Annotated in this window: 31 protein-coding genes; 15 read left to right on the top strand and 16 right to left on the bottom strand. The window is 67.9% G+C overall.

What is annotated here, in order from left to right:
- Nucleotides 1–93: 93 nt before the first annotated feature.
- The 3 genes from V9G04_12400 to V9G04_12390 form a co-directional block, all read right to left on the bottom strand.
- Nucleotides 94–513, bottom strand: a complete 420-nt coding sequence (locus V9G04_12400) for a Fur family transcriptional regulator (protein ID MEI2714058.1) — start codon at nucleotides 511–513, stop codon at nucleotides 94–96.
- Between the two features lie 135 nt (nucleotides 514–648).
- Nucleotides 649–1515 (bottom strand): CoA ester lyase, encoded by an 867-nt coding sequence (locus V9G04_12395; protein ID MEI2714057.1) that lies wholly within the window; start codon nucleotides 1513–1515, stop codon nucleotides 649–651.
- A complete protein-coding gene (locus V9G04_12390) occupies nucleotides 1512–2585 on the bottom strand; it encodes a CoA ester lyase (GenBank protein ID MEI2714056.1) in 1074 nt (357 codons plus the stop codon). The genes V9G04_12395 and V9G04_12390 overlap by 4 nt, the downstream gene beginning before the upstream one ends.
- A 145-nt stretch (nucleotides 2586–2730) precedes the next feature.
- Here V9G04_12390 and V9G04_12385 point away from each other — a divergent pair, with 145 nt between their 5' ends.
- Nucleotides 2731–3294 (top strand): DUF1992 domain-containing protein, encoded by a 564-nt coding sequence (locus tag V9G04_12385; protein MEI2714055.1) that lies wholly within the window; start codon nucleotides 2731–2733, stop codon nucleotides 3292–3294.
- Between the two features lie 4 nt (nucleotides 3295–3298).
- Here V9G04_12385 and V9G04_12380 read toward each other — a convergent pair whose 3' ends face one another.
- The 3 genes from V9G04_12380 to V9G04_12370 are packed head-to-tail and all read right to left on the bottom strand — an operon-like array spanning nucleotide 3299 to nucleotide 6682.
- Nucleotides 3299–4747 (bottom strand): MFS transporter, encoded by a 1449-nt coding sequence (locus V9G04_12380; GenBank protein MEI2714054.1) that lies wholly within the window; start codon nucleotides 4745–4747, stop codon nucleotides 3299–3301.
- The gene (locus V9G04_12375; protein ID MEI2714053.1) at nucleotides 4744–6072 is read right to left on the bottom strand and encodes a M20/M25/M40 family metallo-hydrolase; all 1329 of its coding nucleotides are present in this window, start codon (nucleotides 6070–6072) and stop codon (nucleotides 4744–4746) included. Before V9G04_12375 ends, V9G04_12380 begins: the two co-directional genes overlap by 4 nt.
- A 19-nt stretch (nucleotides 6073–6091) precedes the next feature.
- Nucleotides 6092–6682: a nitroreductase family protein gene (locus tag V9G04_12370; protein ID MEI2714052.1), complete on the bottom strand. Its 591-nt coding sequence runs from the start codon at nucleotides 6680–6682 to the stop codon at nucleotides 6092–6094.
- A 449-nt stretch (nucleotides 6683–7131) separates the two neighbouring features.
- Here V9G04_12370 and V9G04_12365 point away from each other — a divergent pair, with 449 nt between their 5' ends.
- From V9G04_12365 to V9G04_12335, 7 genes are all read left to right on the top strand, one after another.
- Nucleotides 7132–8343 (top strand): allantoate amidohydrolase, encoded by a 1212-nt coding sequence (locus tag V9G04_12365; protein MEI2714051.1) that lies wholly within the window; start codon nucleotides 7132–7134, stop codon nucleotides 8341–8343.
- The gene (locus tag V9G04_12360) at nucleotides 8340–9638 is read left to right on the top strand and encodes a formimidoylglutamate deiminase (protein ID MEI2714050.1); all 1299 of its coding nucleotides are present in this window, start codon (nucleotides 8340–8342) and stop codon (nucleotides 9636–9638) included. Before V9G04_12365 ends, V9G04_12360 begins: the two co-directional genes overlap by 4 nt.
- On the top strand, nucleotides 9635–10819 hold the full coding sequence (gene hutI / locus V9G04_12355) for an imidazolonepropionase (protein MEI2714049.1): 1185 nt from the start codon (nucleotides 9635–9637) through the stop codon (nucleotides 10817–10819). The genes V9G04_12360 and hutI overlap by 4 nt, the downstream gene beginning before the upstream one ends.
- 6 nt (nucleotides 10820–10825) lie before the next feature.
- Complete coding sequence (locus V9G04_12350) at nucleotides 10826–11566, top strand: CDP-alcohol phosphatidyltransferase family protein (protein ID MEI2714048.1); 741 nt, start codon at nucleotides 10826–10828, stop codon at nucleotides 11564–11566.
- Nucleotides 11567–11615: 49 nt separating this feature from the next.
- Entirely contained in the window at nucleotides 11616–12509 is an 894-nt protein-coding gene (locus V9G04_12345; GenBank protein MEI2714047.1) for a sucrase ferredoxin, read from the top strand.
- Between the two features lie 147 nt (nucleotides 12510–12656).
- A complete protein-coding gene (locus tag V9G04_12340; protein ID MEI2714046.1) occupies nucleotides 12657–13343 on the top strand; it encodes a hypothetical protein in 687 nt (228 codons plus the stop codon).
- Between the two features lie 91 nt (nucleotides 13344–13434).
- Nucleotides 13435–13671, top strand: a complete 237-nt coding sequence (locus V9G04_12335) for a hypothetical protein (protein ID MEI2714045.1) — start codon at nucleotides 13435–13437, stop codon at nucleotides 13669–13671.
- 18 nt (nucleotides 13672–13689) lie between these two features.
- Here V9G04_12335 and V9G04_12330 read toward each other — a convergent pair whose 3' ends face one another.
- Nucleotides 13690–13812 (bottom strand): hypothetical protein, encoded by a 123-nt coding sequence (locus tag V9G04_12330; GenBank protein MEI2714044.1) that lies wholly within the window; start codon nucleotides 13810–13812, stop codon nucleotides 13690–13692.
- A 57-nt stretch (nucleotides 13813–13869) separates the two neighbouring features.
- Between V9G04_12330 and V9G04_12325 the strand changes: the two genes are divergently transcribed.
- From V9G04_12325 to V9G04_12315, 3 genes are read left to right on the top strand one after another with little or no spacing between them, the layout of a single operon-like run.
- Nucleotides 13870–14808: a cupin domain-containing protein gene (locus V9G04_12325; GenBank protein MEI2714043.1), complete on the top strand. Its 939-nt coding sequence runs from the start codon at nucleotides 13870–13872 to the stop codon at nucleotides 14806–14808.
- Entirely contained in the window at nucleotides 14805–15794 is a 990-nt protein-coding gene (locus tag V9G04_12320) for a sucrase ferredoxin (protein MEI2714042.1), read from the top strand. Before V9G04_12325 ends, V9G04_12320 begins: the two co-directional genes overlap by 4 nt.
- Nucleotides 15791–16180 (top strand): VOC family protein, encoded by a 390-nt coding sequence (locus V9G04_12315; GenBank protein MEI2714041.1) that lies wholly within the window; start codon nucleotides 15791–15793, stop codon nucleotides 16178–16180. The genes V9G04_12320 and V9G04_12315 overlap by 4 nt, the downstream gene beginning before the upstream one ends.
- Before the next feature lie 47 nt (nucleotides 16181–16227).
- Here V9G04_12315 and V9G04_12310 read toward each other — a convergent pair whose 3' ends face one another.
- The 8 genes from V9G04_12310 to V9G04_12275 form a co-directional block, all read right to left on the bottom strand.
- Nucleotides 16228–16656: a hypothetical protein gene (locus tag V9G04_12310; protein ID MEI2714040.1), complete on the bottom strand. Its 429-nt coding sequence runs from the start codon at nucleotides 16654–16656 to the stop codon at nucleotides 16228–16230.
- Nucleotides 16657–16724: 68 nt separating this feature from the next.
- Nucleotides 16725–17864, bottom strand: a complete 1140-nt coding sequence (locus tag V9G04_12305; protein MEI2714039.1) for a sulfotransferase — start codon at nucleotides 17862–17864, stop codon at nucleotides 16725–16727.
- A gap of 1 nt (nucleotide 17865) precedes the next feature.
- On the bottom strand, nucleotides 17866–18654 hold the full coding sequence (locus V9G04_12300; protein ID MEI2714038.1) for an SDR family oxidoreductase: 789 nt from the start codon (nucleotides 18652–18654) through the stop codon (nucleotides 17866–17868).
- 56 nt (nucleotides 18655–18710) lie between these two features.
- A complete protein-coding gene (locus tag V9G04_12295) occupies nucleotides 18711–19874 on the bottom strand; it encodes a hypothetical protein (protein ID MEI2714037.1) in 1164 nt (387 codons plus the stop codon).
- 37 nt (nucleotides 19875–19911) lie between these two features.
- Entirely contained in the window at nucleotides 19912–20415 is a 504-nt protein-coding gene (locus V9G04_12290; GenBank protein MEI2714036.1) for a DUF1648 domain-containing protein, read from the bottom strand.
- Nucleotides 20415–21206 carry a GTPase domain-containing protein gene (locus V9G04_12285; protein MEI2714035.1) on the bottom strand — a complete coding sequence of 264 codons (792 nt, stop codon included), beginning with the start codon at nucleotides 21204–21206 and terminating at the stop codon, nucleotides 20415–20417. Before V9G04_12285 ends, V9G04_12290 begins: the two co-directional genes overlap by 1 nt.
- 117 nt (nucleotides 21207–21323) lie before the next feature.
- Nucleotides 21324–22256 (bottom strand): hypothetical protein, encoded by a 933-nt coding sequence (locus V9G04_12280; protein MEI2714034.1) that lies wholly within the window; start codon nucleotides 22254–22256, stop codon nucleotides 21324–21326.
- The gene (locus V9G04_12275; GenBank protein MEI2714033.1) at nucleotides 22253–22786 is read right to left on the bottom strand and encodes a sigma-70 family RNA polymerase sigma factor; all 534 of its coding nucleotides are present in this window, start codon (nucleotides 22784–22786) and stop codon (nucleotides 22253–22255) included. Before V9G04_12275 ends, V9G04_12280 begins: the two co-directional genes overlap by 4 nt.
- 121 nt (nucleotides 22787–22907) lie before the next feature.
- Between V9G04_12275 and V9G04_12270 the strand changes: the two genes are divergently transcribed.
- Nucleotides 22908–23144 carry a toxin-antitoxin system antitoxin subunit gene (locus V9G04_12270; GenBank protein ID MEI2714032.1) on the top strand — a complete coding sequence of 79 codons (237 nt, stop codon included), beginning with the start codon at nucleotides 22908–22910 and terminating at the stop codon, nucleotides 23142–23144.
- Nucleotides 23141–23557: a type II toxin-antitoxin system VapC family toxin gene (locus V9G04_12265; GenBank protein ID MEI2714031.1), complete on the top strand. Its 417-nt coding sequence runs from the start codon at nucleotides 23141–23143 to the stop codon at nucleotides 23555–23557. Before V9G04_12270 ends, V9G04_12265 begins: the two co-directional genes overlap by 4 nt.
- 70 nt (nucleotides 23558–23627) lie before the next feature.
- Here the strand turns inward: V9G04_12265 and V9G04_12260 are convergent, their stop codons facing one another.
- Nucleotides 23628–24410 carry an aminoglycoside phosphotransferase family protein gene (locus V9G04_12260; GenBank protein MEI2714030.1) on the bottom strand — a complete coding sequence of 261 codons (783 nt, stop codon included), beginning with the start codon at nucleotides 24408–24410 and terminating at the stop codon, nucleotides 23628–23630.
- A gap of 90 nt (nucleotides 24411–24500) precedes the next feature.
- On the opposite strand from V9G04_12260, the gene V9G04_12255 reads away from it, so the two are divergent.
- Together V9G04_12255 and V9G04_12250 are read left to right on the top strand one after the other, a co-directional pair.
- Entirely contained in the window at nucleotides 24501–24749 is a 249-nt protein-coding gene (locus V9G04_12255; GenBank protein MEI2714029.1) for a type II toxin-antitoxin system prevent-host-death family antitoxin, read from the top strand.
- Nucleotides 24734–25150 carry a type II toxin-antitoxin system VapC family toxin gene (locus V9G04_12250; GenBank protein MEI2714028.1) on the top strand — a complete coding sequence of 139 codons (417 nt, stop codon included), beginning with the start codon at nucleotides 24734–24736 and terminating at the stop codon, nucleotides 25148–25150. Before V9G04_12255 ends, V9G04_12250 begins: the two co-directional genes overlap by 16 nt.
- Nucleotides 25151–25239: the final 89 nt, after the last annotated feature.

The following is a 25239-nucleotide window of genomic DNA, read 5'->3' as shown; positions in this document are numbered from 1 at the left end:
TCGGTGTTCAAGTCGTCGAGTTCGGCTGCGTCGGGGACGTTGTCTGCCACGGGGACCTCTCTGGTGTGCTGTGTCGGGTTGGTGAGCGGATGCTCACTCAGGGGTGGAGCAGGCGGGGCAGGTGCCCCAATAGACGACCTCGGCCTCGTCGATGGTGAAGCCGTGGTCCGAGGGTGCCGTCAGGCACGGCGCCTCGCCGGTCGTGCAGGGCACGTCGGTCACCTCGCCGCATCCGCGGCAGACGAGGTGGTGGTGGTTGTCTCCGCGTTTGAGTTCATAGCGAGCCACCGATCCCGCAGGTTGGAAACGGCGTACGACACCCGCGGTGGTCAAGGCCGCCAGGCAGTCGTAGACCGCCTGATGCGAGACCGAGGGAATCGTCGTGCGTACGGCGTCGATCACCGTCGCTGTTTCCGCGTGCGGTTGTGCGGCGAGGGCTTCGAGCACGGCGAGGCGCGGCCGGGTGACCCGGAGCCCGGCAGCTCGTACGCGCTCATCGAAGTTTGCCTGCACACCCCTAGGTCTATCGTCTTTTCTGGAAAGATTCAAGAAAAGAATCAGAGCAGGGTGCGGACCGGGACTCAGTGGCTCACCCGCCGGATCGTACCTCCGAACGAGCGGGTGGCGACCCCGAGATCGAGTCCGATCTCAGGCTTCGAGCGCCCCGATCGCCTCGTGGATGTCGAGGGTGCGCCGAGCCGACTCGACGTGCAGGTTCTCGACCATCTTGCCGTTGTAGGTGACGACCCCCGACCCACGGCCGTCTTCCCAGGCTTGGATCAGGCCGCGGGCGTCCTCGACTGCCACGTCGCTGGGCGCGAACGCCGCGTTGGCGCCCTCGACCTGACCGGGGTGGATCAGCGTCTTGCCGTCGAATCCCATCACCCGGCCCTGCTCGCACTCGGCGAGGAAGCCGTCGGTGTCCTTGACGTTGTTGTAGACGCCGTCGATCACCGCGATGCCGGCGGCGCGACCGGCCAGCAGGGCGGTGTGCAGGCTCGGCAGGATCGGCGCGCGGCCGGGGGTGTGCTCGGCGTACAACTCCTTGACCAGGTCGTTGGTGCCGAGCACGAATGCGGTCAGGCGTTCAGAGGCCCGGGCGATCTCCAGCGCGCTGAGGATTGCGATGGGGGTCTCGATCATCGCCCAGAGCTTGGTGTGCTCCGGTGCGCCCGCGTTCTGCATCGCCGTGACGAGTTGGGCGACCTCGGCGGCGCTGTTGACCTTGGGTACGACGATCGCCGCGGGTCCGGCCTTGCTGGCCGCCGCGATGTCGTCGTCGTGCCACTGCGTGCCGATGCCGTTGACGCGGATGGTGACCGTACGACGGCCGTACTCACCGCTGGCCGCTGCCGCGCAGGCCGCCGCTCTTGCGGCTGGCTTCGCGTCGGGTGCGACCGCGTCTTCGAGGTCGAGGATCAGCCCGTCACAGGGGATCGACTTGGCCTTCTCCAACGCCCGCTCGTTGGAGCTGGGCATGTAGAGGACCGAACGCAGGGGAGTGAAGTCGCTCATGCCTGGATCCCTTCATAGAGCGCCTTGAGGTCGGGGTCGATCGCCGCGAGCTCCTCGGCCAGGCGCACCATCACCTGGCATTGCTTGACGCTGGCGTCGTCCTCCATCTTGCCGTCGAGCATCACCGCGCCGGTGCCGTCACCCATCGCCGCGATCACACGGCGGGCGTGCGCGACATCCTCGACGCTGGGCGAGAAGACCTTGTTGGCGATCTTGATCTGCACCGGGTGCAGGGACCAGGCGCCGACGCAGCCGAGCAGGAACGCGTTGCGGAACTGTTGCTCGCAGGCCACGGTGTCCTTGATGTCCCCGAACGGGCCGTAATAGGCGTAGATGCCGTGCATCGCGCACGCGTCGACCATCCGGGCGATCGTGTAGTGCCACAGGTCCTGCTCCGCGCGGGTGCGCGAGCCCTCGAAGTCGTACGCGCCATCCTCGCCCTTCGGTGCGTCGCCGACGACGTTGTAGCCGGGGTGACCGCCACCGACGCGCGTGGTCTTCATCCGGCGGTCGGCGGCAAGGTCGGCCGGGCCGAGGGAGAGGCCCTGCATGCGTGGTGAGGCGCCACAGATCTCCTCGATGTTGGCGACGCCGCGCGCGGTCTCGAGGATCGCGTGGATCAGGATCGGCTTCTTGATCCCGGCCTTGGCCTCAAGTTGCGCCAGGATCCGATCCACGTAGTGGATGTCCTCGGCGCCTTGCACCTTCGGCACCATGATCACGTCGAGCTTGTCGCCGATCGCGGGCACCAGCGTGGTCAGGTCGTCGAGGATCCACGGGCTGTCGAGCGAGTTGATCCGGGTCCAGAACTGAGTCGGCCCGAAATCCGTACTCTGGCCGATCTTCACCAAGCCCTCGCGCGACTTCTCCTTGTTCTCGGCCTTGACGGCGTCTTCGAGGTTGCCGAGCAGCACGTCGACCGTCCCGACCATGTCGGGCACCTTGGCCGCCATCTTCTCGTTGCCGGGGTCGAAGAAGTGGATCGCCCGGCTGGGTCGGGCCGGAATCTCGGTCAGCGGTTGGGGCGCGCCCACGGCGAGCGGGCGGAAGAAGTCCTTGGCAGTACGCATGGTGCGGAAACTACCCGCTGCTCGCGCGTCGGCGGTATGAGCGATTTCTCATTCCCCCCGCGGGCGTAGTCCAGTGCGAAATGGTCGTTTGCGGGCCGCCTGGACGACCATTTCGCACTGGAGTACGTCACGTATCGTCGGGCAAATGGGCGACGAGCGCGCACCCGATCGAGGCAGGGAGACCGACAGCCGTACGGGCCAGTCGGCCGCCGCGGCGCGCATCCACCACCAGACCCAGTGGGTCGACCTGCAACTGAAGCAGGCCGTCGAGCGTGGGGACTTCGAGGATCTGCCCGGGTTCGGCAAGCCGTTGGAGAGCATCGGTCAGGACCACGATCCCGACTGGTGGATCAAGCAACTGATCGAGCGGGAGAAGATCACCGGCGTCCTCCCGCCGGCGTTGCAACTGCGCAAGGACGACGCCGAACTCGACGACCGGTTGGACGCGTTGACCAGTGAACGCGAGGTCCGCGCGGCCGTCGACGAGTTCAACGAGCGCGTCCGCAAGGCGCTCTATGGCAACCCCGGTGGGCCGCCGTTGATCACCCAGCGTCGCGACGTGGAGGAGTGCGTACGCCGGTGGCGCGCGCGCCGGGAGCAGGGCCGCACCGCATCAGCCGAAGAACTGCGGCCGGGGGAGGGGCCGGCCGCAACTCCGGGCCGCTTTTGGCCGCAGTTCTTCCGACGGCGTGGGGGGCACCCCGACTGACGCGTCAGCTCACGTGCCCACGATCCGAGAACGCGTGTTTGGGCGCCGCCAGCAACGTCAACGCCGCCAGCAACGCGGCGCCTGAGCAGACCGCCCAGACGGTCAGATAACCACTCATCGGGGCCACCTTCTCGGCAGCCGCATCCAGCGACCCCGTCGCCGTCAACGCGATCGCGAAGATGGCCGACGCGATCGCCCCGCCGACCGTTTTGATGCCGTTGGTCATGCCGGTCGCGATGCCGGTGCGTTCGGGTGGTGCCGCCGCAGCGGCCGCCGCGGGCAGCGCCGCGACCAGGGCGCCCGAACCGAGTCCGGCGATGGCCATATTGAGCAACGCCTGGCCGGTGGTGTCGTGGAACGGGATCCACAGGGCGTACCCGATCGCGACCAGCAGGCTCGCGAGCATCAAGGCACCTCGCATCCCAAGCAGGCGGGACGTGATCGGCAACGTGAAGGCGCCGATCGCCAGGGTCACGACATAGAGCCCGATCAAGGTGGAGATGAAGGCGGGCTCGGCGCCGAGGCCGTACCCGCGTACGGCCGGATCGGCCTGGGCGTACGTCGACAGCGGGATCTGCCCGCCCAGCACCGGGATACCGAAGAGGAAGGCAGTCAATTGCACCGGCCATTGCGCCGGGCGGGCGAAGAGACGGACGTCGACGATCGGCTCGGCGTGTGACATCTCCCAGCGGATGAACGGCACGAACGCCGCCAGACCGACCAGTACGGCCGCCCAGCCTCGCAGGGACAGCGGCCCGTCCAGACGCAACAGCACCAGTCCGCCCATCAAGATCAGCAACGCAACCGTGACGAGGAAGAGCCCGACCCAGTCGATGCCGCCGCGGCTCTCGCCGGGGGCGTTCTCGATGCCGAAGAGGATCAGGAAGAAGACGGCCGTGATCACGATCGCGGGGATGGCCAGCATCAGGTTCATGTCCATGCTCTCGACCAGGATGCCGCTGGCGAGGGCGCCGATGATCACCGACAACTCCAGCGCGCCCACGAGCACGCCGGCACCGCGGCGGGTGAGAAGTTCCTGACGGCCGGAGTCACGCGTACGCCGGTGGATGATCGCCACTTCCATCGGCAGCCAGATGACTGCCGCGCCCTGCAACGCCCACCCGATCAAGAACGAGGTGAACGATGGGGCGAAGGCCAGCACCCACGAGCCCAGCGCAGTGACCGCGGTCGCGATCAGCAGCACCTTCTTGTGCCCGATCAGGTCGCCCAGGCGCGCGAGCAGCGGCACGCACAGCGCCGACACGACCAACTGCGCGGCCTCGAACCAGTTGATGTCGCCTTCGTGAATCGTCAGGTGCTCGGCGATCTGGGGATAGATCGGCGTGTAGTAGCCCTGGAGGATGCCGCTGGCGAACTCGACCGCGACCAGGAAGCCGACGATCGCGACCAGGCCGTGGACCGGCTTGATCTCTCGGGTGGTGTTGGTGCTCATGCGACCCTCTCGATCAGTCGGTGGTACCACTCGACCCCCGCGAGGAAGTCGTCGACGCCGAGGCGTTCGTCGTACGAATGGATGGCTTGGCGCTGCTCCTTGCTCATCCGGAACGGCGCGAACCGATAGACCCGCTCGCAGATCGCGGTGAAGTGGCGCGAATCGGTGGCGGCCATCATCACGTAAGGCGAGACCACCGCGTCGGGGAACTGCTCGGTGATCGTGGACGCAAGGAGGTCGAACGCTTCGTCGTCCTCGTAGGGCGACAGCGGGCTCGGTTCGCCCGCGTCGGCGACCTCGATGGTGATCGTCTTGTCGCGGATGGTCTTGCGTACGTGCTCGATCACGCTCGCGACCGTGTCGCCGAGCATCACTCGGATGTTGAGTCCGGCGGTCGCTTTGCCCGCGATCACGTTGAGCGCGGGGGAGCCGGTCAGCGTGGTGACCGCGATGGTCGTACGCGTCATCGCCGCCGACTCCGGACCTGCGGCGATCAGCGCCTTGGTCAACAGCGGGGTGAGTCTGGCGGCGTTGGCCATCAGTGGTCGCAGCGGTGCGGGGGCGTGCGGGGCGAGGCGTTCCATCAGGGCGATGGTGGGTGCGGGGGTGGAGGCAGGCAGCGGGGCCTTCTCCAGGCGGGTGATCGCACGCGCGATTCGTGCGGTGGGTCCCCACTTCGCGGGCGTGGACGCGTGCCCGCCGCGGCCTTCGGCGGTGAGGACCAGACTCGTGGTGCCTTTTTCCGTCACGCCGATGACGGCGACGTGGGGGCGTACGCCCGGAAACGCGCCACCTGCGACCGCGCCGCCCTCGTCGATCACGAACCATGGCTGCACGTCACGCTTCTTGAGCTCGTCGACCGCCAGTTGGGCGGCGACGCCGGAGACCTCCTCGTCGCAGCCGAACGAGAGCCAGACGTCTTGTGCTGGGGTGAAGCCGGTGGCGAGGTGGCGTTCGACCGCTTCGCAGATCCCGACCAGACAGCCCTTGTCGTCCAGCGTTCCGCGACCCCAGATCTCGCCGTCGATGATCTCGCCCGAGAAGGGGGGATGGGTCCAGGGGCCTTCCACGGGGACGACGTCGAGGTGTGCCATCAACACGACGGGTCGGTTGTTTGCCCTGCCGGGCCACTTGAAGAGCAGGCCGTGGGTGTGGATCCGGGTGAGTTCAAGGTGCTGGTGTAACAGCGGGAATTGGTTTTCGAGTTCGGTCAGGAAGCGGTCGAACTCTTGTGTCTCGACCTTGGCCGGGTCGGTGTTGGAAACGGTCGGGATGCGTACGAGCGCCTGAAGTTTGGCGACCGCCGCGTCTGTGTCCTGGACCACAGGCGCACCCTAGGTGAATTCACCAGCGGTCGTGGTGGATCACGTCGTCACGTCGCGCTCGCCTGGTGGGCGATCCTCTTTTGGTGGCATCGGTGCGGGGGTAGCCGAGCGTGATCGCGCCGATCGGGTCGTGGTCCTCGGGGATCCCGAACTGCTGTTTGACGGCTGCCACGCGGTCGACGGGGATGCCGAAGAAGCAGCCCCCCAGGCCTTCGTCGACGGCGGTGAGCAGGATCAGCAGGCTCGCCATCGCGGTATCGAGATGCCAGTACGGCATCGCCCAGCGGGTCTCGTCGGTCCAGCCCTTGTCTGGCTCGGCGTAGCGGGAGACGTACGCCGCCTTCGACGAGCAGGGGAGCACCACGACGGGCGCGGTCATCATCCCGGCCAGCCAGCGATCGGGGCTTTCGGTGTCGTCGCTGGTCGCGCGCCAGAACGTGCGTACGGCCTCCGGGTCGCTGAGCGCGAGGAACCCCCAGCCTTGGGAGAAGCCCGCGTTGGGCGCCCGGGTCGCGTCGCGCAGCGCCCGGTCGAGGATTGTCTTCGGGACCGGCGTGGGTTCGTACGCCCGCACCATCCGGCGCCGCCGCACCACCTCGCCGTACTCCATGTCGCCATTGTGGCGCCGCTGGTTTCGAGACGGGCTTCGCCCTCCTCAACCACCGGGGGGTCGCTCTTGCCGGTGGTTGAGGAGCCCGCGGAGCGGGCGTCTCGAAACCACCACCGGTGGGTCTGGCCCTCCTCAACCACCGGGGGGCGCTCTTGCCGGTGGTTGAGGAGCCCGCGGAGCGGGCGTCTCGAAACCACGTTGTGCACTTTCGTTGGAGGGCTTCGCGCTCCTCAACCACCGGGTTGGGTGGTGGTTTCGAGACGCGCCTGCGGCGCTCCTCAACCACCGGTGGGTCTGCCCCTCAACCACCGGGGGGGTCGCTCTTGCCGGTGGTTGAGGAGCCCGCGGAGCGGGCGTCTCGAAACCACACCACCGGTGGGTCTCGGATTCGAGACCGTGGCCGGCGCGGGTCGGTTGCTGCGGATGCGCGCACGCGGTGGGATGGGGCCATGACGTTCGAGGCGATGTGGCGTGACCTGGCGCCGGTCGGGCGGTCGGCGCTCAGCGGGGGCTATTTCCGGCAGCCGTTCGAGTCTGCCGAACTCGAACTCCGGACCTGGTTCGTCGAGCAGGCGCTGAGCCGCGACCTGACCACCGAGTGCGATGTCTTCGGCAACCTCACGGCCTGGTGGCGACCGGACGGCCGCGACGACGACGGCGTCCTCACCGGCTCGCACCTGGACTCCGTGCTCGACGGCGGGGCGTACGACGGGCCGCTCGGCGTGATCAGCGCGTTCGCTGCCGTGGACCGACTTCGCGAGCGCGGCTTCGCGCCCACCAGACCGCTCGGCGTGAGCGCGTTCATGGAGGAGGAAGGCTCGCGGTTCGGCCTCGCCTGCCTCGGCTCGCGGCTGGCGACCGGCGTGACAAGTTGGAGCCAGGCACGCACATTGGCCGACCGGGACGGCGTACGCCTGGAAGACGCGATGACCACCGCTCGACTTGATCCCGGCAGTGCTTCGGCATCCCAGGAGTGGACGACGCACGAATTGCGGCGCAGGGTCGGCGTCTTCGTCGAACTCCATGTCGAGCAGGGCCGCCACCTCGTAGACCTCGACGCACCCATCGGATTCGCGAGCGGCATCTGGCCGCACGGCCGCTTCCGCTTCGACTTCACCGGCGAGGCCAACCATGCGGGCACGACCCGGATGGAGGATCGGCGCGACCCGATGCTGACCTATGCGATGACCGCGCTCGCGGCCAACAAGCAGGCCAGGCTGAGCAATCAGCGCGCGACGTTCGGCCGGCTCCAGGTCGAACCCAACGGCACCAACGCCGTCCCGAGCAAGGTCACCGCCTGGCTCGACGCTCGCTGCGACAGCGACGACGCCGTGACTGATCTCGTACGCTCGATCGAGCGCCAAGCCACCCAACGCGCCGAGCGTGACGGGACGACTGTCACCGTGACGGCCGAGTCGGTCTCGGGCAGCGTCGACTTCGATCCCGACCTGGCCACCCGACTCGCGCACGGGCGCCCGATCATCCCCACCCAGGCCGGCCACGACGCAGGCATCCTCTCGGCCGCCGGCATCCCGACCGCGATGTTGTTCGTACGCAACCCCACCGGCATCTCCCACAGTCCGGCCGAGCACGCCGAGATGGCCGATTGCCTGGCCGGGGTCGAGGCGCTCGCCGACACCTTGGAAGAACTCGCGCGATGAGGGCGTACGTCCTCGAACGCGCCTGGGTCGACGGAGCCGTCCGCGACGACGTGCTCGTCGAGATCGAGGGCGGCAGGTTCACCAGAGTCGAGCCGGGGGCGGCGCACGCCGAGAAGATCCCCGGTCTCACCATCCCCGGCTTCGCCAACACCCACAGCCACGCCTTCCACCGCGCATTGCGAGGGCGCACCCAGCGCGGGCGCGGCACGTTCTGGACCTGGCGCGAGCAGATGTACGCCGTCGCAGCCCGTCTCGACCCGGACTCCTACTTCGAGCTTGCCCTGGCGACCTACCGCGAGATGGCCGGCACCGGGATCACCTGCGTCGGGGAGTTCCACTACCTCCATCATCAACCGGACGGGACGCCGTACGCCGACCCCAACGCCATGGGCAACGCCCTGATCGCAGCCGCCGAGCAGGCAGGCATCCGGATCACGTTGCTCGACACGCTCTATCTCTCCAGCGGTTTCGGTGCACCGGTGCAGGGTGTGCAGGTCAGGTACGACGACGGCTCGGCAGCGCAGTGGCTCGACCGGATCGCCGAGTTCGCGCCGACGGCGGGTGCCCGGATCGGTGTGGCCGCGCACTCCGTACGCGCCGTGCCGCCGGACGCACTCGCGGTGCTCGGCGGTCATACGGCCGAGTCCGGCGTGCCTGTCCACGTGCATCTGTCCGAGCAGATCAAGGAGAACGCCGACTGCCTGGCCGAGCATGGCCGGACGCCGACCCAAGTGCTCGCGGACACCGGAATCCTCGGGCCGATGACCAGCGTCGTACACGCCACCCATCTCACCGACGACGACCTGGCACTGCTGGGCGCTGCGCGGGCGTACGCGTCCTTCTGTCCCACCACCGAGCGCGACCTCGGTGACGGCATCGGCCCCTCTCGTCGGCTCCACGACGCGGGCGTGCGGTTGACCCTCGGTAGTGACAGCCATGCGGTGATCGACCACTTCGAGGAGATGCGGGCGCTGGAGATGAACGAGCGTCTGGCGACCCGGACGCGCGGCAACTGGAGTGCTGCCGAACTCCTCACCGCCGCCACCCGACACGACTCGCTCGGGTGGCCCGACGCGGGCGAGATCGCCGTTGGGCGGCGGGCCGATCTGGTCACGCTCGACGTCGAGACCCCGCGTACGGCGGGCACCGGGGCTGACGAGCACACGGCGGTATTCGCGGCCACAGCCGCGGACGTCACGACGACCATCGTCGACGGACAAGTCGTCTACCGCGCCGAGGATCGAGCCGACATCGGCCGAGCACTGACAGCCGCTGTCGAGAGGGTCCAGCCATGACCGCCACCCTGATCACCGGCATCGGCGAACTCGTCACCCACGACGAGGCCATAGGTCTGCGCACCGACGCGGCGCTCGTCATCGAGGCAGGGCGGATCGCCTGGGTGGGGGATGCGGGCGCCGCCCCTGCCGCCGACTTCGCCGTCGAGGCGGGAGGTCGAGCGATGATCCCCGGCTTCGTCGACTCGCACTCCCACCTGGTCTTCGCAGGCGACCGCGCCGCCGAGTTCGAGGCGAGGATGACCGGCACGCCCTACTCCGCGGGCGGCATTCGTACGACCGTCGCCGCCACCCGTGCCGCCTCCGACGAACACCTCACCGCAGGCACCGCACGGCTCGTCCAAGAGATGCTGCGACAGGGGACGACGACGGTCGAGATCAAGAGTGGGTACGGACTCTCGGTGCGCGACGAGGCGCGCAGTCTGGCCGTGGCCAGGCAGTTCACCGACGAGACGACTTTCCTGGGTGCGCACGTCGTGCCGGCCGACACCGACGCCAGCGCGTACGTCGACCTCGTCACCGGCCCGATGCTCGCCGCTGCCGCGCCCTACGCCAAATGGATCGACGTCTTCTGCGAGGACGGCGCCTTCGACGTCGACCAGGCGCGTACGATCCTGGCGGCCGGCGCGGCACAAGGTCTGCGTGGACGCCTGCACGCCAACCAGTTGACCTATGGCGCTGGTGTGCGGTTGGCCTGCGAACTCGGCCTGGCTGCGGTCGACCACTGCACCTATCTGTCCGACGCGGACGTGGCTGCCCTTGTTGACTCGGGCACGATCGCGACGCTGTTGCCCGGCGTGGAATTCTCCACGCGCCAGCCCTATCCGGACGCGCGCGGCCTGCTGGATGCAGGCGTACGTGTCGCGATCGCCAGCGACTGCAACCCCGGCTCGTGCTTCACCTCGTCGATGGCGCTGTGCGTGGCGTTGGCCGTGCGGGAGATGCGGATGTCGCCCGCGGAGGCGTTGTGGGCGGCGACAGCGGGGGGCGCGGCTGCCCTCGGGCGTACGGATGTCGGGCGACTCACCGTGGGCTCGGCCGCCGACCTGGTGCTGCTCGATGCCCCGTCGTACGTCCATCTGGCCTATCGCCCCGGGGTCCCCCTGATCGCGGGCGTGTGGAAACAGGGGCGACCGGTCGTGTCCGAAATCAACCCAAACGGCTTCGAGCAAGTAGGCTGACCGACCATGTCAGCGGCGGAGTACTCCACTGGCCGTCGCCTCGCTGCGGCGGCCGTGCATGTCTACACCGCGATCGGCTCGGTCCTCGCCCTGCTGATGGTCCACTACTCCTACCAAGGGGAAGTCAAGACCGTCCTGTGGCTCTTCTTCGTCGCGATGTTCATCGACGGCACGGACGGCATGTTGTCGCGCCGCGTCGGGGTCAAGACGGTGATGCCCGGGTTCGACGGGGCGCTGCTGGACAACATCGTCGACTACATGACCTACACGCTGGCGCCGATGGCGCTGCTGTGGGCCAACGGCTACCTGCCCGGCGGTTGGTTCGGCGGCTTCTGCGCGGCGGCACCGCTGCTCGCCTCGTGCTATCAGTTCTGCCGCACTGACGCCAAGACCGATGACCACTTCTTCCTGGGTTTCCCGTCCTACTGGAACATCCTGGCCTTCTATGTGATCGCGACCGGCCTCGGCACGACCGCGACGGCGGCGTTCGTACTCTTCTGTGTCGTGATGGTCTTCGTGCCGATCAAGTACGTCTACCCGTCTCGTACCGAGCCGATGTGGCAGCTGACGTTCGTGCTGACCGCGCTGTGGTTCGTGGCGTACGCCGTGATTACCGCCGGCCTGCCCGACCCGAGTCGCTGGGTGGTCTGGGCGTCGGTGGCGTACCTGATCTACTACACCGCGCTCTCGCTGTGGCTGACTTGGCAGTTCCCACGACGCCACCCGGCCGACCCCGCGCTGGACTGAATCGGTGGACTGGACCCCCGATTTGTCCGCTCAGCCCCCGTCTGGCCGGGTGTCGAGCGGACCAGGGTCCGCTCAACCCCCGGAATTTCGCTGCTCGAACACCACCGAGCCCGCACCCGGGACCGCACCTACCGAGACCCGCTGGCTGTTGGTGGAGTACGCCGGATCGTGGGGCCATGCCGCGGTCGAGGAGAGCCGCCTCGGCGACGCCGTGAAGCGTTGGCTGGCCGAGCAGACCGACGTGTACGACTTCCGGGTGCAACTGATCCGGAGGCACAAAGGCCGGACCCCGGTGCCGATCACGCTCTACCTAGCCGATCTGACGGTCGGCCGGATTGAGGTCACCCAGGTCCAAGAGCACGACGAACTCCTCGATCTCGACCTCGGCGCCTGGCTGACCGGGGAGGTGACGTTCGCGCCGTGGAACCGGCCGCTCTGGTTGGTCTGCACCAACGGTCGTCGAGACCGTTGCTGCGCCGAACTCGGGCGCCCCGTCACCGCCGCGTTGGCCGCACAATGGCCCGAGGAGACGTGGGAGACCACGCACCTGGGCGGTCACCGCTTCGCGCCGACGTGGATGGGCCTGCCGAGCGGCTTGACCCTCGCGCACACCGATGCAGAGGCCGCACTGGCGGCGGCGGACGCGATCCACCGCGACGAGTTCCCGACCGTCTCGGTCCGCGGTCGGGCCGGGTTGCCTGCCGAGGCTCAGGTGGCCGAGTTGCACGTACGCCACGAGGGCGCCACCGAAGTGCACTGGCAGCCTCCCGTCGAGACCGACGGCGAGTTCACGACCGTACGCCTGCACGTCGACGGCGAGCCGACGACGGTCACCGTACGCACCACGAAGTCGCAGCCTCGCCGGCTCTCGTGCGGTGATCTGAAGACCAAGCCGGTGCCCGTCTTCGACGTGGTCGACGCGGGCACCGTCCGGGGACGCTGAAGTCGTGCACACGACTCCACTCACTGGCAACGCGTCTGGTGAAGGCTGGCATCTCCAACCTCGACGCCGGTCCCTGCTCAAGATCGTCGGCGTGATCGTCGCCGGCATTATGCTGGCGGCGATGTTCGGCTCACTGGGCTTCGACTCGTGGGTGGCCTGGTGTGCGCGCCGTTGTGGGTCTCGATCGGCGCGCTGCCGTTCCTCGATCGCTCGCCGGCTCGCGAGCAGCAGGCCAGCCATCACGACGGCGGACTGCTGCTGCCCGTACGCCCCTTCGCACCCGCAGGCATCGCCGTCTTCTTGATCGTGGGTGTCTTCTTCGTCGCCCTTGCCTTGGTCGCGCTCTACGCCGCCGTGGCCGACCAGATGTACTCCTTCATCATCGGGTTCCTGCTGCTCGGCGGCGTCGGCGCGATCTTCCTCACCACGGCGGTGATGAGCGTTCGTCAGTTGCGTGCAGGTGCGGGCGGCATCGTGGCCGACCCCGAGGGGATCAGACTGACGAGCCTGTCGCGCGACGTGTGGAGCGTGCCCTGGGATCAGGTCACCGGGATCCGCGCTCATTGGCTGCGGATGGCCATCGGCTTGAAGATGCCCACCGACTCGATCGCCAACTATCTCCAGATCCAAGCGCCGGAGTGGACAGCACCCGGTCGCCTGGGCCGTTTGGGTCGCACGGGTGGCCCGAACCTCGAGGTGCGCTCGTTGGCGATGGATCCGTACGCCGCTCTCCGCGTGCTCACCTATTACGTCGAGCATCCCGACGCCCGGCACGAACTGGCCACGGACGCCGCGGTGGCGCGGGCGCGTTTGTCGACCTCGTACGACAACTGACGACACCCGGCGGGGTGTGGGCCCGGGCTTGACTGCAGCGCTTGACTGGAAGCATTCGGGCGGACCCGCCGCCTCGAGGAGAGGACCAGTGATGACCTCCACACCCAACGAGCCCCTGACCAACGAACCCTTGACTGATGACCAGATGACCACGCCCACCGACCCACTGACCGGCCAGGGTGGCGGCGATGCGGACAGCACCGACGGCGATGGCACGGACGGGACCGACGGCGATGCTAGTGACGGGGACGGCACCGACGGCACTGACGGTGACGGCACTGACGGTGACGGTACAGACGGTGGCGACGCCGACGGTACGGACGCCTGAGGCGAGACACTGAACGCTCTAGACCTGCTCAGCGGCGACGCCCAGACCTTCCTTTCGAAGGTCTGGGCCTCCCGCATCCACCTGCATCGCGGCGAACCCCACGACTTCGTCGACCTGCTCTCGCTCGCCGACGTCGACCATCTGCTCAGTGAGACCGCGATCCGCACGCCTGCAGTACGCCTGGCGCAGAACGGCTCGGTGTTGCCTGCGCACCGCTTCACGCGCAGCGGCGCGACGATCGCGGGTGAGCCGCTGTCGGGCCTGGTGGATGCGCGCAAGGTGTTCGCGCTCTTCGGTGAGGGTGCGACCGTCGTCCTGCAGGGATTGCACCGGTCTTGGCCACCGCTCACTCGCCTGGTCGCCGACCTCGAACTCACGCTCGGACACCCCTGTCAGGCCAACGCCTACCTCACGCCGCCGGGCTCGCAGGGCTTCGCGGTGCACAGCGACAGCCACGACGTGTTCGTCTTCCAGACCCACGGCACCAAGTTGTGGGAGGTGCACGGCGACGAGGGAGCCGAGGAGATCCTGATGGAGCGCGGGCTCTCGATGTACCTGCCCACCGGCACCCCGCATGCGGCTCGCGCCCAGGACGGCGCGTCCCTGCACGTGACCATCGGCATCAACCAACTCACCTGGCACGGCACGGTCCGACGTGCGTTGGAATGCGCGCTTGCGCGGATGCCCGACTCGCATCTGCCGGCGGGCTACCTCGATGATCCGGCTCTGCTCAGCGAGGGACTTGCCGCGCGCCTGGAGGAGATCGCCGACGGCATTCGCTTGCTGGACGCGGCTGACGAGTCCGTACGCGAGATCCGACGCTTCCTCACGTCGCGGCCGACTCGTCAGCCGGGTGGTCTGCTCGACGTCTTGGCCGTACGCGATCTCGGTCCGACCAGCGTCGTGCAACGCCGCCACGGCCATCCCTGCGTGCTGCTGCCCGCCAAAGACTCGGACCGGCTCACGGTGTTGCTCGGTGACCGCTCCCTCGAGGTGCCCGGCTGGCTAGGACCCGCCCTGGAAGCGTTGCGGGGACCTGGCGAGGTGCGTCCGGTCGACCTCCCGATCGATGACGAGTCGGCCGTGGTGCTGTGTCGACGACTGGTCCGTGAGGGACTGCTCGAGGTCGTAGGGTGACGTTCCGCTGCTCGGTCGCCCGCGAATCACGTGGTGACGCGCTCGCAGGGACTGCCACTCAGGTGCGTGGCTGGTTGCTGATCGAGCACCAGGGGCCGTGGGGGATTGACGCCCTGCGCGACGCCCGGATGCCCGTCGGCGTCGGTGTCGAGATCAAGCGAGTCGCGGCCGACCACAGGATCCGGCCGCTGCTGATCAGGCGGCCGAATCGGCCGGGTCATGACCGACCGGAGCCCGAGCCCGGCATCCGCGTCTTCGCCGCCGTCACCCGTCACGACCGAGCGTTCCTCGAAGCCACGACCGTCGAGTCGTACGCGGACGTGCTCGCCCTCGACCTGGCTGCGCTGGGGCGCGGTCACTCGCCCGGACTGGACGCGTACGACGGCCTGCTCTATCTCGTCTGCACCCACGGCCGTCACGACGCCTGCTGCGCCGAGCGCGGCCGTCCGTTGGCGGCAGCGTCGGCCGGTCTCGCGCCCGATGAGACCTGGGAGTGCTCGCATATCGGCGGTGACCGCTTCGCCGCCAACCTGCTCGCCTTGCCGACCGGCGCCTACTACGGGTCGCTCACCCCCGAGTCGGTCGGCGCCGTGGTCTCTGCCGATCGGGCAGGGGAGTTGCACCTGGATCTGTTGCGCGGACGCTGTGTCCTGCCGATGGCCGCACAGGCGGCCGAGATCGCGCTGCGTCGAGAGTTGGGGCTGCTGCGGGTGGGTGACGTGGTGGTGACTGGGGTCAGTCGAGACGGCACGCGTACGACGGCCGAGTTCGGCGTACGGGTCTCGACTCGGCTCGACCGACCAGGTGGGCTCGACCGGGTCGACCGGTGGCGGGTCGTGGTGGAGACCGTGCTCGGCCCTCCGGCAGCGCTGACGTGCCGCGCCACAGCCGACAACCCGGTGCCACGGCACCGAATCGTCGCGATCGAGCCAGTCGTTTGGGGCGTTGCCGCCGACCGTCCTCCCGAAATAGGCTCTCGATCGTGAGCGTCTTCATCTCCCACACCACCGTCGACTGCCACGACGCTTTCGCCCTGAGCGAGTGGTGGCGCGAGGTTTTGGGCTATGAGATGGAGCCCGACGACCTGAACGAACCGGGCGACGTGGAGTGCGCGATCCGCGACGCCGAGACCGGGCACACCGTGTTGTTCATCGAGGTGCCGGATGCGGTGTTGCCGGCCAAGAGGATCCACTTCGACGTACGTCCCCGGGTGCGGTCGCGTGACGACGAGGTCGAGTCGCTGCTGGCACGTGGCGCCCGTCAGGTCGCCGACCACCGAGGTGTTCGTGGGCCGGGCACGGGATGGGTCGTCATGGCCGATCCCGAAGGCAACGAGTTGTGCGTGCTGCGCTCTGTAGCCGAGATCTCCTGACGGCGGCGATGGCGGAGCGCGAGCGGCGCGGTGCACAAGCCGGTTGATCACGCCGCCGGCCGGAACGACTCGGCAATCTCCTCCACGTCGTCGCAGAAGTCCGCGTAGTCCTCGCGCGCCATCGTCGCGGTCAGCAGGTAGCCGACCCCGTCGATGACCCACGCCCAGTGCTCGCCGAGCAGGTCGTCATCGCCTTGGCGATAGCCGTAGCGGGCGTAGGCCGCATCATGGCCGGCGACCTCGTAGGCATCCTCGTCCTCAAGGTCGAACGCCGTATGCCGACTGGCGCGGGCCAAGGCCAAGGTCTGCCACTGCTCCAATGACCCCACCCCGGCACGTCGGGTGAGCCGCGCTTGGGCGGTCAGCCCGCTCAGTCCGGCGTGGCCGGTGCGGGCGGCCAGCACCACACCGGTCGCGCGTGATCCGGTGGGCTCCCAACCGGGAGGAAGGGCAAGTTCTCGTGTCTTGGTATCCATGACACCGAGGGTCACCAAGACCGCCGACATCTCACACCCAGGCAGCCCGACCCTGTGGACAGGAGCGGTCAGAAGGCGTCCCGAACCTGCGTTTCGGTCAATCTGTAGTCCGCCAGGTCATAGCGATGTGACGGCCGACCCACGCCAGTTCGCGACTCTCGATCGATCGCAGTAACCGCCTCCGACGCGTCCGGCGTCCACTCCAGGCCGAACGCCTCGTAGATGCCACGAGTCGTTCCGACCGGGTCGGCGACGAAGTCCGAATACTCCACATCGAAGAACTGCGCCGCGTCGTAACGTGGCCGAGCAGCCGAAAATGACCGCCACGAGCGCGACAGCATCTCCAACTGCGTACACCCGATGGTCGCCCCGACGAAGGTGGTCGAATGTCCGGGCGTCGCCTCGGCCGACAACGAGCACGCCGACGCGATCGAGGTCACGGGATCACGGTGGGTGACCACGACCAGCGCGTCCGGATAGACCGTCATCAGTGCATCGAGGGCGGCCAGGTGCGAGGGGTTCTTCAGCACCCATCGCTTGTCCTGGTCGTGGAGGCCGATCACCTGCAGGTTGGCGCGGTGGCGCTCGTACGCGTCCGTCCAGTCCTGCTGGGCCAGCCAGGCGGAATAGCGCGGCACGTGGGCCAGTGACTCGTACGAAATCGACTTGCCGGTCTGGCGCAACAGCCGCCAACACTCCTCGACCGAGGTGGCGTCCATGAAATGGATCCCCATGAACTCCGGGTTGTCGATGTGGTGCTCACTGAACGCGGCCTGCATCGCCGAGAAGATCGGGTCCGACTCCCACGACGAGCGCGGGGGGCGCGGCTGGGGGTACTCGGTCAGCCACAACTCCAGACCCTGGTGTGTCGGGTCGGCCGCCAGCAGGCGGTGCAGTGCCGTGGTGCCGGTGCGTGGCAGGCCGACGACGAAGATCGGGCGTTCGATGCGTACGTCGGCATGCTCAGGATGCTGGCCCATCTGCAACTGCGACAGCAGCCGACCCACCAGCGCGCTCTTGATCTGCGAGCGCTGGAAATAGTTGCCGACGGGGGTCAAGCCCGCCTCGGGGGTCGCCAGATCGTCGACGAGCAGCCGCAGCCCCTCCTCGTGAGCCGTTCCGCCGAAGTCGCTCAGCCCGGTTGTCCGGGTCGCTGCCGCCGCGATGTCTTCGTACGACCCGACGTCGGCTCGTTCGCGCTGACTCATCTCAGGCGCCCGCGTGGAATTCGCCGCAGTCGACGTTGAGGATCTGGCCCGTCACCGCGCTGGCCAGGTCGGAGGCGAAGAACAGCGCCGCGCGCGCGACCTCGTCCGGGGTCGCGAGCCGCTTGAGGTCGGTCGGGCCGGCCTTCTCGGCATAGACCTCGTCATGCGTACGCCCCGACTCCGACGCGATCCAGTCGAAGTAGGCCTTGTTGACGTCCTCGTAGATGTAGGACGGTGCGATCGAGTTGACCCGGATGCCGCGCGGGCCGAGTTCGGTGGCCAGCGAGGACGACAGGTGTGCCAGTGCGCCTTTGGACAACTTGTAGCCCGCGAACTCCGGCTGGGAGGAGTAGAGCACGCACGAGTTGATGTTGATGATCGCGCCGCTGGTCGCGGCGAGCGCGTCTGCGAACAGGGCCGAGAGCCGCAACGGCGCGAAGACATTGGTCTCCTGGGCGTTGCGCAGGCCGTCGAGATCGAGCGTGGTGAGCGGGTCCATCGGCGGGATGCCGAAGGCGTTGTTGATCAAGCAGTCGACCCGGCCGAACTCGGCCAAAGATGCTTCCACCAGTCGGGCGCGAGCGTCCTCGTCGGTGATATCGGTCGGCACCACGAGCGCGCGGCGACCGAGATCGCGTACGACCTCCGCCATCTTCTCCAGCCGCTTCTCGGTACGCGAGACCAGCACCAGGTCGGCGCCCATCCGGGCCGCCTGTTCGCCGAGCGAGCGCCCCAAGCCGGGCCCGACGCCCGAGAGCACGATCACCTTGTCCTGCAAGAGTTCCGTCACGGCGCCAAGACTAGAACGTGTTCCAGTTTTGGTCGAGGAGTCGGTGGTCGAGACGGTCACACGTCCTCGGCGAGACCGCGCAGGTTGGCCAGGGCCTCCTCGTCGCTGTCGGCCATGGTGATCTTGCGCAGGGTCGTCCACGGGGTCGCGAGCCAGGAGGTGTCGAGCGACTCGAAGGTCGGGGCCGACGATGTGAAGGGCCGCGTGTCTGGCTCGCGCATCCGCTCCCAGGTCTCCTGGTCGGACTCGATCGTGGCCAGCATCCGCTTGCGTACGTCTTCCACCTCGACATCGATGCAGCGGCGCCTTCCGAAGCGGGTACGCAGCAGGATCCGATCGACCAGGTAGGACTGCACACCGGCCCAGGTCTGGCGACGGCCGAGATCGTCGGTGGGCAGCACTTCGTCCCCGGGCAGCGAGATGCTGGGGAGTTCGGCGTACGCATGCCGCCACGCATTCGCGCCGCGAGACCAGATCGGTTTGAGGCGCAGTTGTTCCTCGACCCGGTGGAAGTCTTCACGCAGGCGATCCAGCCCCATCTCGACCGCGGCGATCCCATCGTTGGGCGCGGCCGTGGGCATCCCGTTGAAGCCGTACGCCGGCAGTTGCGCACACCACTCGGCGATCCCCTTGGCTACTTCGTGGGCGCCCTTGCGGACCAGTGGATGCGTGATCGTCAAGATGGTGCCGACCACGGGCCGCCACAGCCCGCGGCCGTTCGCGTCGATCACGATCAGCAGTCCATCCGCGTCCCCGGGGCGGTCGTCGATGCGCGCGGTCGCCTCGACCTCCAGCCAGGGCAGGCGGGCGCGGAAGTCCAAGAATTTCGCGTCCAGGTGGTCGAAGGTGCCGTCCACGTCGACGTTCGGTGCTTCGAACCTCGCCCGTGCCACGTGGGGCGAATCCAGCGAGTTCAAGGTGGCGCGAAGCTTCGCCTCGCCCGTCGCGTCTTCGAGGTCGAGTACGACCTGCCGCGCCTCGCCGACCGTGATCGCGCCGCCCATCGGTGGATCCGAGGTTTCGACGTGGTAGGTCGAACCCGGTTGGGCGTGCTGGCCGCTCTGCAGGGTGCACCGCGTCATGGAGTCCTCGTGAACCACCGTGCCAGGGGTGGGTGAGGTCGGCATCTCGTCCAAGGCCTCGTGGACGAAGTCACCCCAGGCTTGAGCCCACTCGTCCGCCTTGGGCCAGCGGATCTCGTACTCGACGCGGTGCTTCACGTGACTATGTTTGTTGGCCGGGCAAAGTCGCAACCACTCACGCGGGCGGCCGATACCGACGCAGCAGCCCGATCGTCCAGGCGCCCATGGCGATCAGGTACGCCCCGATGATCAGCCAGAAGATCCAACCCGGGGCGCCGTCGCGACCCAGTGTCGCGACCAGGGTGGTCAGCGCCAGCAAGGCCATCAGCACCATGCCTGTGAGCGCCGACATGACCAGCATGTCGGCGAGGAAGGCACGGCGAAAATCGGCCTTGCGTTCCGGCGCGAACCAGTAGTCCTTGTGCGGCACGTTGACGAACGTGCCCTTCCCTGCGGTGGCCCAGTGGCACAACGCGGGCAGCCCGACAAACACCCCCGCACCCACGGCCGCCCACATCGCCAGCATGCCGGGCTTGCTCATCCAGTCGTCAATCTGACCGGAGCCGTCGAAGTGCGAAGGCACCGGGTCGGGGAGACGCAGGGCTGCCCAGCACCACATGGCGACGTACGTCAGGGACACCATCGCCCAGACGAACCAGGCGGCTCGCAAACGATCCATCAGACGCCGTGGCCGCTGAGTTGTTCCATGCGAGATTCCAACGCGCTCATCAGGGCCGTGCACTGTCGGCTGGTCTTGCGGTCGGTGCTCTGACTGCACACCGGCAGGACGTCGATCGACAGCTTCGCGGCGCCAGCGAGGGCGCGCAGTTCGTCGAGCTTGTCACCGAAGGGGGACCCGCTGCCGGGGGAGTAGTAGCGCACCGCCTCGTCGACCTGCCCGGGGAAGAGGTCGGTCTTGGTCACCGCGATGATCAGCCAGGTCGGCTCCTTGCGCCGGATTGCCAAGGAGGCGATCCGGTGTGCCGTGATCGACCAGTCCTCAAGCTCGGTGGCGAGTTGCTGTTCGCGGGTCGCGGTGGCGCTGCCGGTGGTGCCACCCGTACGCCGGGGGGTCGCGTGCCCGTACGACACCACATGCAGAACCCCGTCGACGGGCTCGTCGTGGAACACGTCGTCGAGGGCGCCCAGTCGGGTTGCGGCGTTCTCGCCGGGGACCACGCGGATCCGAAAACCGCGCATCCGAGTGTTGCGCCGGGTGCGATGCTCCATGGTCGCCGAGCCGACCTCGGCCGTCTCTGCCCCGGAGGTGCGTGAGAGCCGGTTGGCCAGGGCGGTCTTGCCGACTCCGGTCATGCCGGTGACCGCGATCAGCGGGTAGCGCTTGTGGAAGAGCCGCGCGAAGCGCTCGGGTGCATTGGCGAGGGCAGCCAGGGCCGTGGTCGCGAGGGTCGTACCGACCGCGGCTGCCGCGCCGCTCTTGCCCAGGCGGCGTCCCACGGGGTTGCTCATGCGCTCGTCCTTCACGAATCGGGAGTGCTGCGAATCAGTCAACCTCATCACAGGTGGCAATCTTCCCGCGTCGGGTGGTCTCGACTTTGCTCGATCGACCCGGGGTGTCAGACAACCTCAAGACGGTCCGTCGAAGACCCGATCCTCGCCGTGGGTCTCGAAGTCGGCCAGGACTTCCTCGGGCACCTGCCGGACGATCTCGCTCTGCTCCACCCGCGTCTCCCAGGTGGACGACGGATCGCTGGACTTCTCGGCGATGACCTGACCGGTGGCCTTGTCCAGGATCGTGGTCTTTTCGTCGAGGAGCGACACGAAGAACCGCCGGAAGCTGAAGGCAACGGCCGCTCGTCCGGCCACGGTCACGTCCTCGGTGTGCACGCCGCGTACCTCGGCGAGCATCTCGAGCCCGGCCGCCAACACCTGCGGTGGGAGATAGCCCGTACGCGCGGCGTCGGTGATCGCGACATAGAGCGCCTCCTGGTGGGAGTTGGAGCCACTGACGCGCTCGTCGAGGAAGGCGCGGAGTTCGGTCGCATCCGTCGGCCAGGACGAGACGAACTCCGGAGACGGGTCGTTGACCGAGGTGCCTGCCCCTTCAGGATGAAAGCGCATCAAGTCCCGATAGTTCTTGCCTTCCCGGGTCTCCACGCACCACTCCTGGCCATCCCAGCGCACCCAGCACTCGCGATGATCGACCCAGGTTCGTCCGTCGCCGAAGAGGCTGCTGTTGTCCTGGCTGGACCTGGACACCACATGGAGGAAGTCGCCTTCGCCCAGGACCGGCGCGGTGTCTTGGGCTGCGGCCCGACTCAGATCGCGCAGATCTCCGGCGGCAGCGGCCTGCTGCCAGGCGCCGAGGGCCGGTACGCCGACCAGCGCGGTCACGGTCGCGGCAGCCGTCGTACGCACGATTCGTCGCCGACGGCCCTGGGTGGATGCACGCCGCTGGGCACGCTGCAACGTGGCGGCCCGGTCTTGCTGTCCCCAGACGCGGTCGAGGTCCGACTCGTCGGGACGGGCGTTGGTGAGTGCGTTGAGCAGGTCGTTCATGACAGTCCCTCCACGGGCTGGGCGTGGGTGCCCTCCCAGGTTGTTTCCAGGCGTCGGCGGGCGCGATGCAGGCGTACGCCGAACGCATTGGGTGTGAGCCCGAGGAGTCGTGCTGCCTGGTCGGGGGTCAGTCCCTCCCAGGCGACGAGCAGGAGTGCTTCGCGATCGGTCTCACTCAGCGCTGCGAGTGCCGCCAAGGCTGCGTCACGGGTGGCGTACGCCTGCTCGGGCGAGTCGGCCGGATCGACGTGCCAGGCATCTCGGACCGCGGCGCGCCAGTGGTCGTCGCGGGTTGATTGGCGTCGTCGCTGGTTGGCGGCGAGTTTTCGTACGCAGCCCACCAGCCACGGCATCTCGCCGCCTGCCGGGATGTCATCCAGTCGCCGGATCGCCGTGGCGAACGCCTCCGCGACCAGGTCCTCGGCCTCGGTTCTCGGCGCGTGGCGACTGGCATAGACGAGCAGCCGGGGCGCGTACGCCTCGAACAGCTCAGTCAGCCGCTGGTCCTGCTGCCGTGGAATCGGTCTCACACCTAGGAGATGTCATGGGGTGACTGATTCTTACACCGACCAAGAGTTCGCTGGCCTCGTTGCTGGAACGCGCAGATGTGCGCGTCGGTCCCATTTCTAGCATTGCTGTCAGGAGGTTGGCATGAGCACTTTGACGATCAGGCAACTCAATGAGCGCACGCAGGCTCGGCTGCGCGGCCGGGCGGCCAAGCATGGTCGGTCGGTCGAGGCGGAGGTCCGTGCCATCTTGGACGCGGCCGTAGACATGCCCGAGGACAACTTCTTGCTGACCCTGCACGCCGCGATGGCCGGGGTCGGCGTGGACGATCTGCCGACGCCACCTCGCGATGATCAGCCTCGACCGGTGAACCTACGGTGATCATCGCCGACACCAACGTGGTCTCGGAGTTCATGCGGGATGAACCCGACGCCAGGGCACTTGGCTGGGCCCAGTCCCTGGGATCTTCGGAGTTGAGCATCTGCATGGTCACCGTTGAAGAGATCGAACGAGGACTGGCCCGTCTCTCCGCTGGACATCGGCGGCGAACCCTGGAACACCGCTGGAACAGTCTGATGGACGCCTTTGCGGACATGGTTGCCGTGTATGACAAGCCCGCTGCCAGTGCCACCGCGCGGGTGCTGGTTCACGCCGAAGCATCCGGTCGGCGGATGGGGCTGGCTGATGCTCAGATCGCCGGCATCTGCCTCTCCGGTGGGAGGCAGCTCGCGACCAGGAACGTACGCGACTTCGCTGACGTCCCCGAGCTGGCAGTGGTCAACCCGTTCGCGTAGCGAAACGCCTGCGGCCCCGATGCTCCACTCGACGGCGCGAGTGCGAGTGCGTGCCTTGATCAAGGTCGGGTCAGGGCGAGAAGACAGACCTGTTCTCCTCGATCCAGGCGATCTCGGCGAGATCCTCTTTCTCGACGCTGCCTTCTTCGACCCAGGTCTTCTGCGGCTCTTGTCCTTGGGCTGCCAGGAACCGGACGTGCTCGCCTGTGTATCGGATGCGGTCGACAACGGCATCGACGACATCGAAGTCGGCTGGGATCCCGTACGCGTCCAAGAACTCCTCGATGCGCGACCTGCGGTCGGGGACCTCCGGGAAGTGGTGCCACTCGAGGGCGGCCCCGTCATCCCGGAGGGGCGCGAACCAGTGGAGGGCGTACGAGATGTCGCTGAGCCTGGGCGCCCGGTGGAGGAAATCCCAGTCGATCAGTGCGACGGCCTCACCGTCGCGCCAGACGAAATTCCAAGGCCCGGGGTCTGCGTGGACGTGGACATCGCCGCCCGCGACGGCCGGTGCTGCGAAGACAGCATCGTCGGGCGGGACCCAGTCAGCGGAGGCATCGTGGATGCGCCGCAAGAGTCGCGCTGCTGACCGCAACCCGCGCACGTCGTGCTGGTGCTTCCACCCGTCACCGCCACTCTCACCCTGGATGAATCGGAGCGTCTCGGTCGCTTCGTTCAACGAGAGAGGCTCGGGAACGCAGTGCAGACCCTTCGCGCGAAGATGGCGCAGGAACGCGTGCACCGTCGGGGTGTGCGGCCCCGCTGGGCGGGTGACGGTCTCGGCGTTGATCTCGATTGGGCGGTACTGCTCGTTCACTTCGGCAGCTCGGTTGAGCACCTCGTCGTTCGCCATGCGGGCACCCTCGCATCGGCGGTAACTGCCCGCAAACGAGTTTCCAGAGTGGCATGAGCGGACATGTAGCACAGGTGCTAGCGTGAGGTGATGCAAACGGTTGGACTCCGCGAGTTGAGGCAGGACGCATCCGGTCTCGTGCGTCGGGTCGAGGAGGGCGAGGAGATCGTCATCACCGTGTCCGGCAGACCAACCGCGCGACTCGTACCTGCTCGGCCGCGCCGGTGGCACACCTGGGTCGACGTAGCGGACCTGTTCGGCGGGCCTGGCGACCCTGACTGGAGCAGCGACCGCGAACTGCTCGATCAGACCGTCCGTGATCCGTGGGCGCCGCAGTGACCGGGGCGACGGAAAGTGCCCATCGTGGCTTGCTCGACACAAGCGTCGTGATCGCGGAGGATATCGCCCCTCTCCCCGGGGTTCTGGCCATCAGTGCCGTCACGCTCGCGGAGCTGCACTTCGGAGTTCTGGCTGTTCGATCACACGACACGCGAGCAGAACGACTCAGACGATTGAGCGTCTTGCAGCGCAGGTTCGACGCCCTGCCCCTCGACGATGAAGTCGCCGCCAGCTACGGCCGACTCGCGGCGGCGGTTGTCGCGTCCGGTCGGCAGCCGCGGCGGCGGGTCATGAACCTCCTGATCGCGGCGACTGCGCATGCGCACGACGCAACGCTCTACACACGCAACCCGGATGACTTCACCGGCCTGGAGGGGCTGGTCGACGTTCAATCGGTCTAGCGATCGGCGCCATGAGCGGACGTTGCCGCCTCGCCCCATATGGTCTTGGCTGTGCACGAAGGGGCGATCGCATGGGCTGGTGTCCCGCC

The sequence above is a fragment of the Nocardioides sp. genome (assembly GCA_037045645.1).
In the GTDB taxonomy this organism is placed as follows: Bacteria; Actinomycetota; Actinomycetes; order Propionibacteriales; family Nocardioidaceae; genus Nocardioides.
Note: the sequence above shows the minus strand (reverse complement) of the source record. Positions and strands in the feature narration are given on the sequence as shown.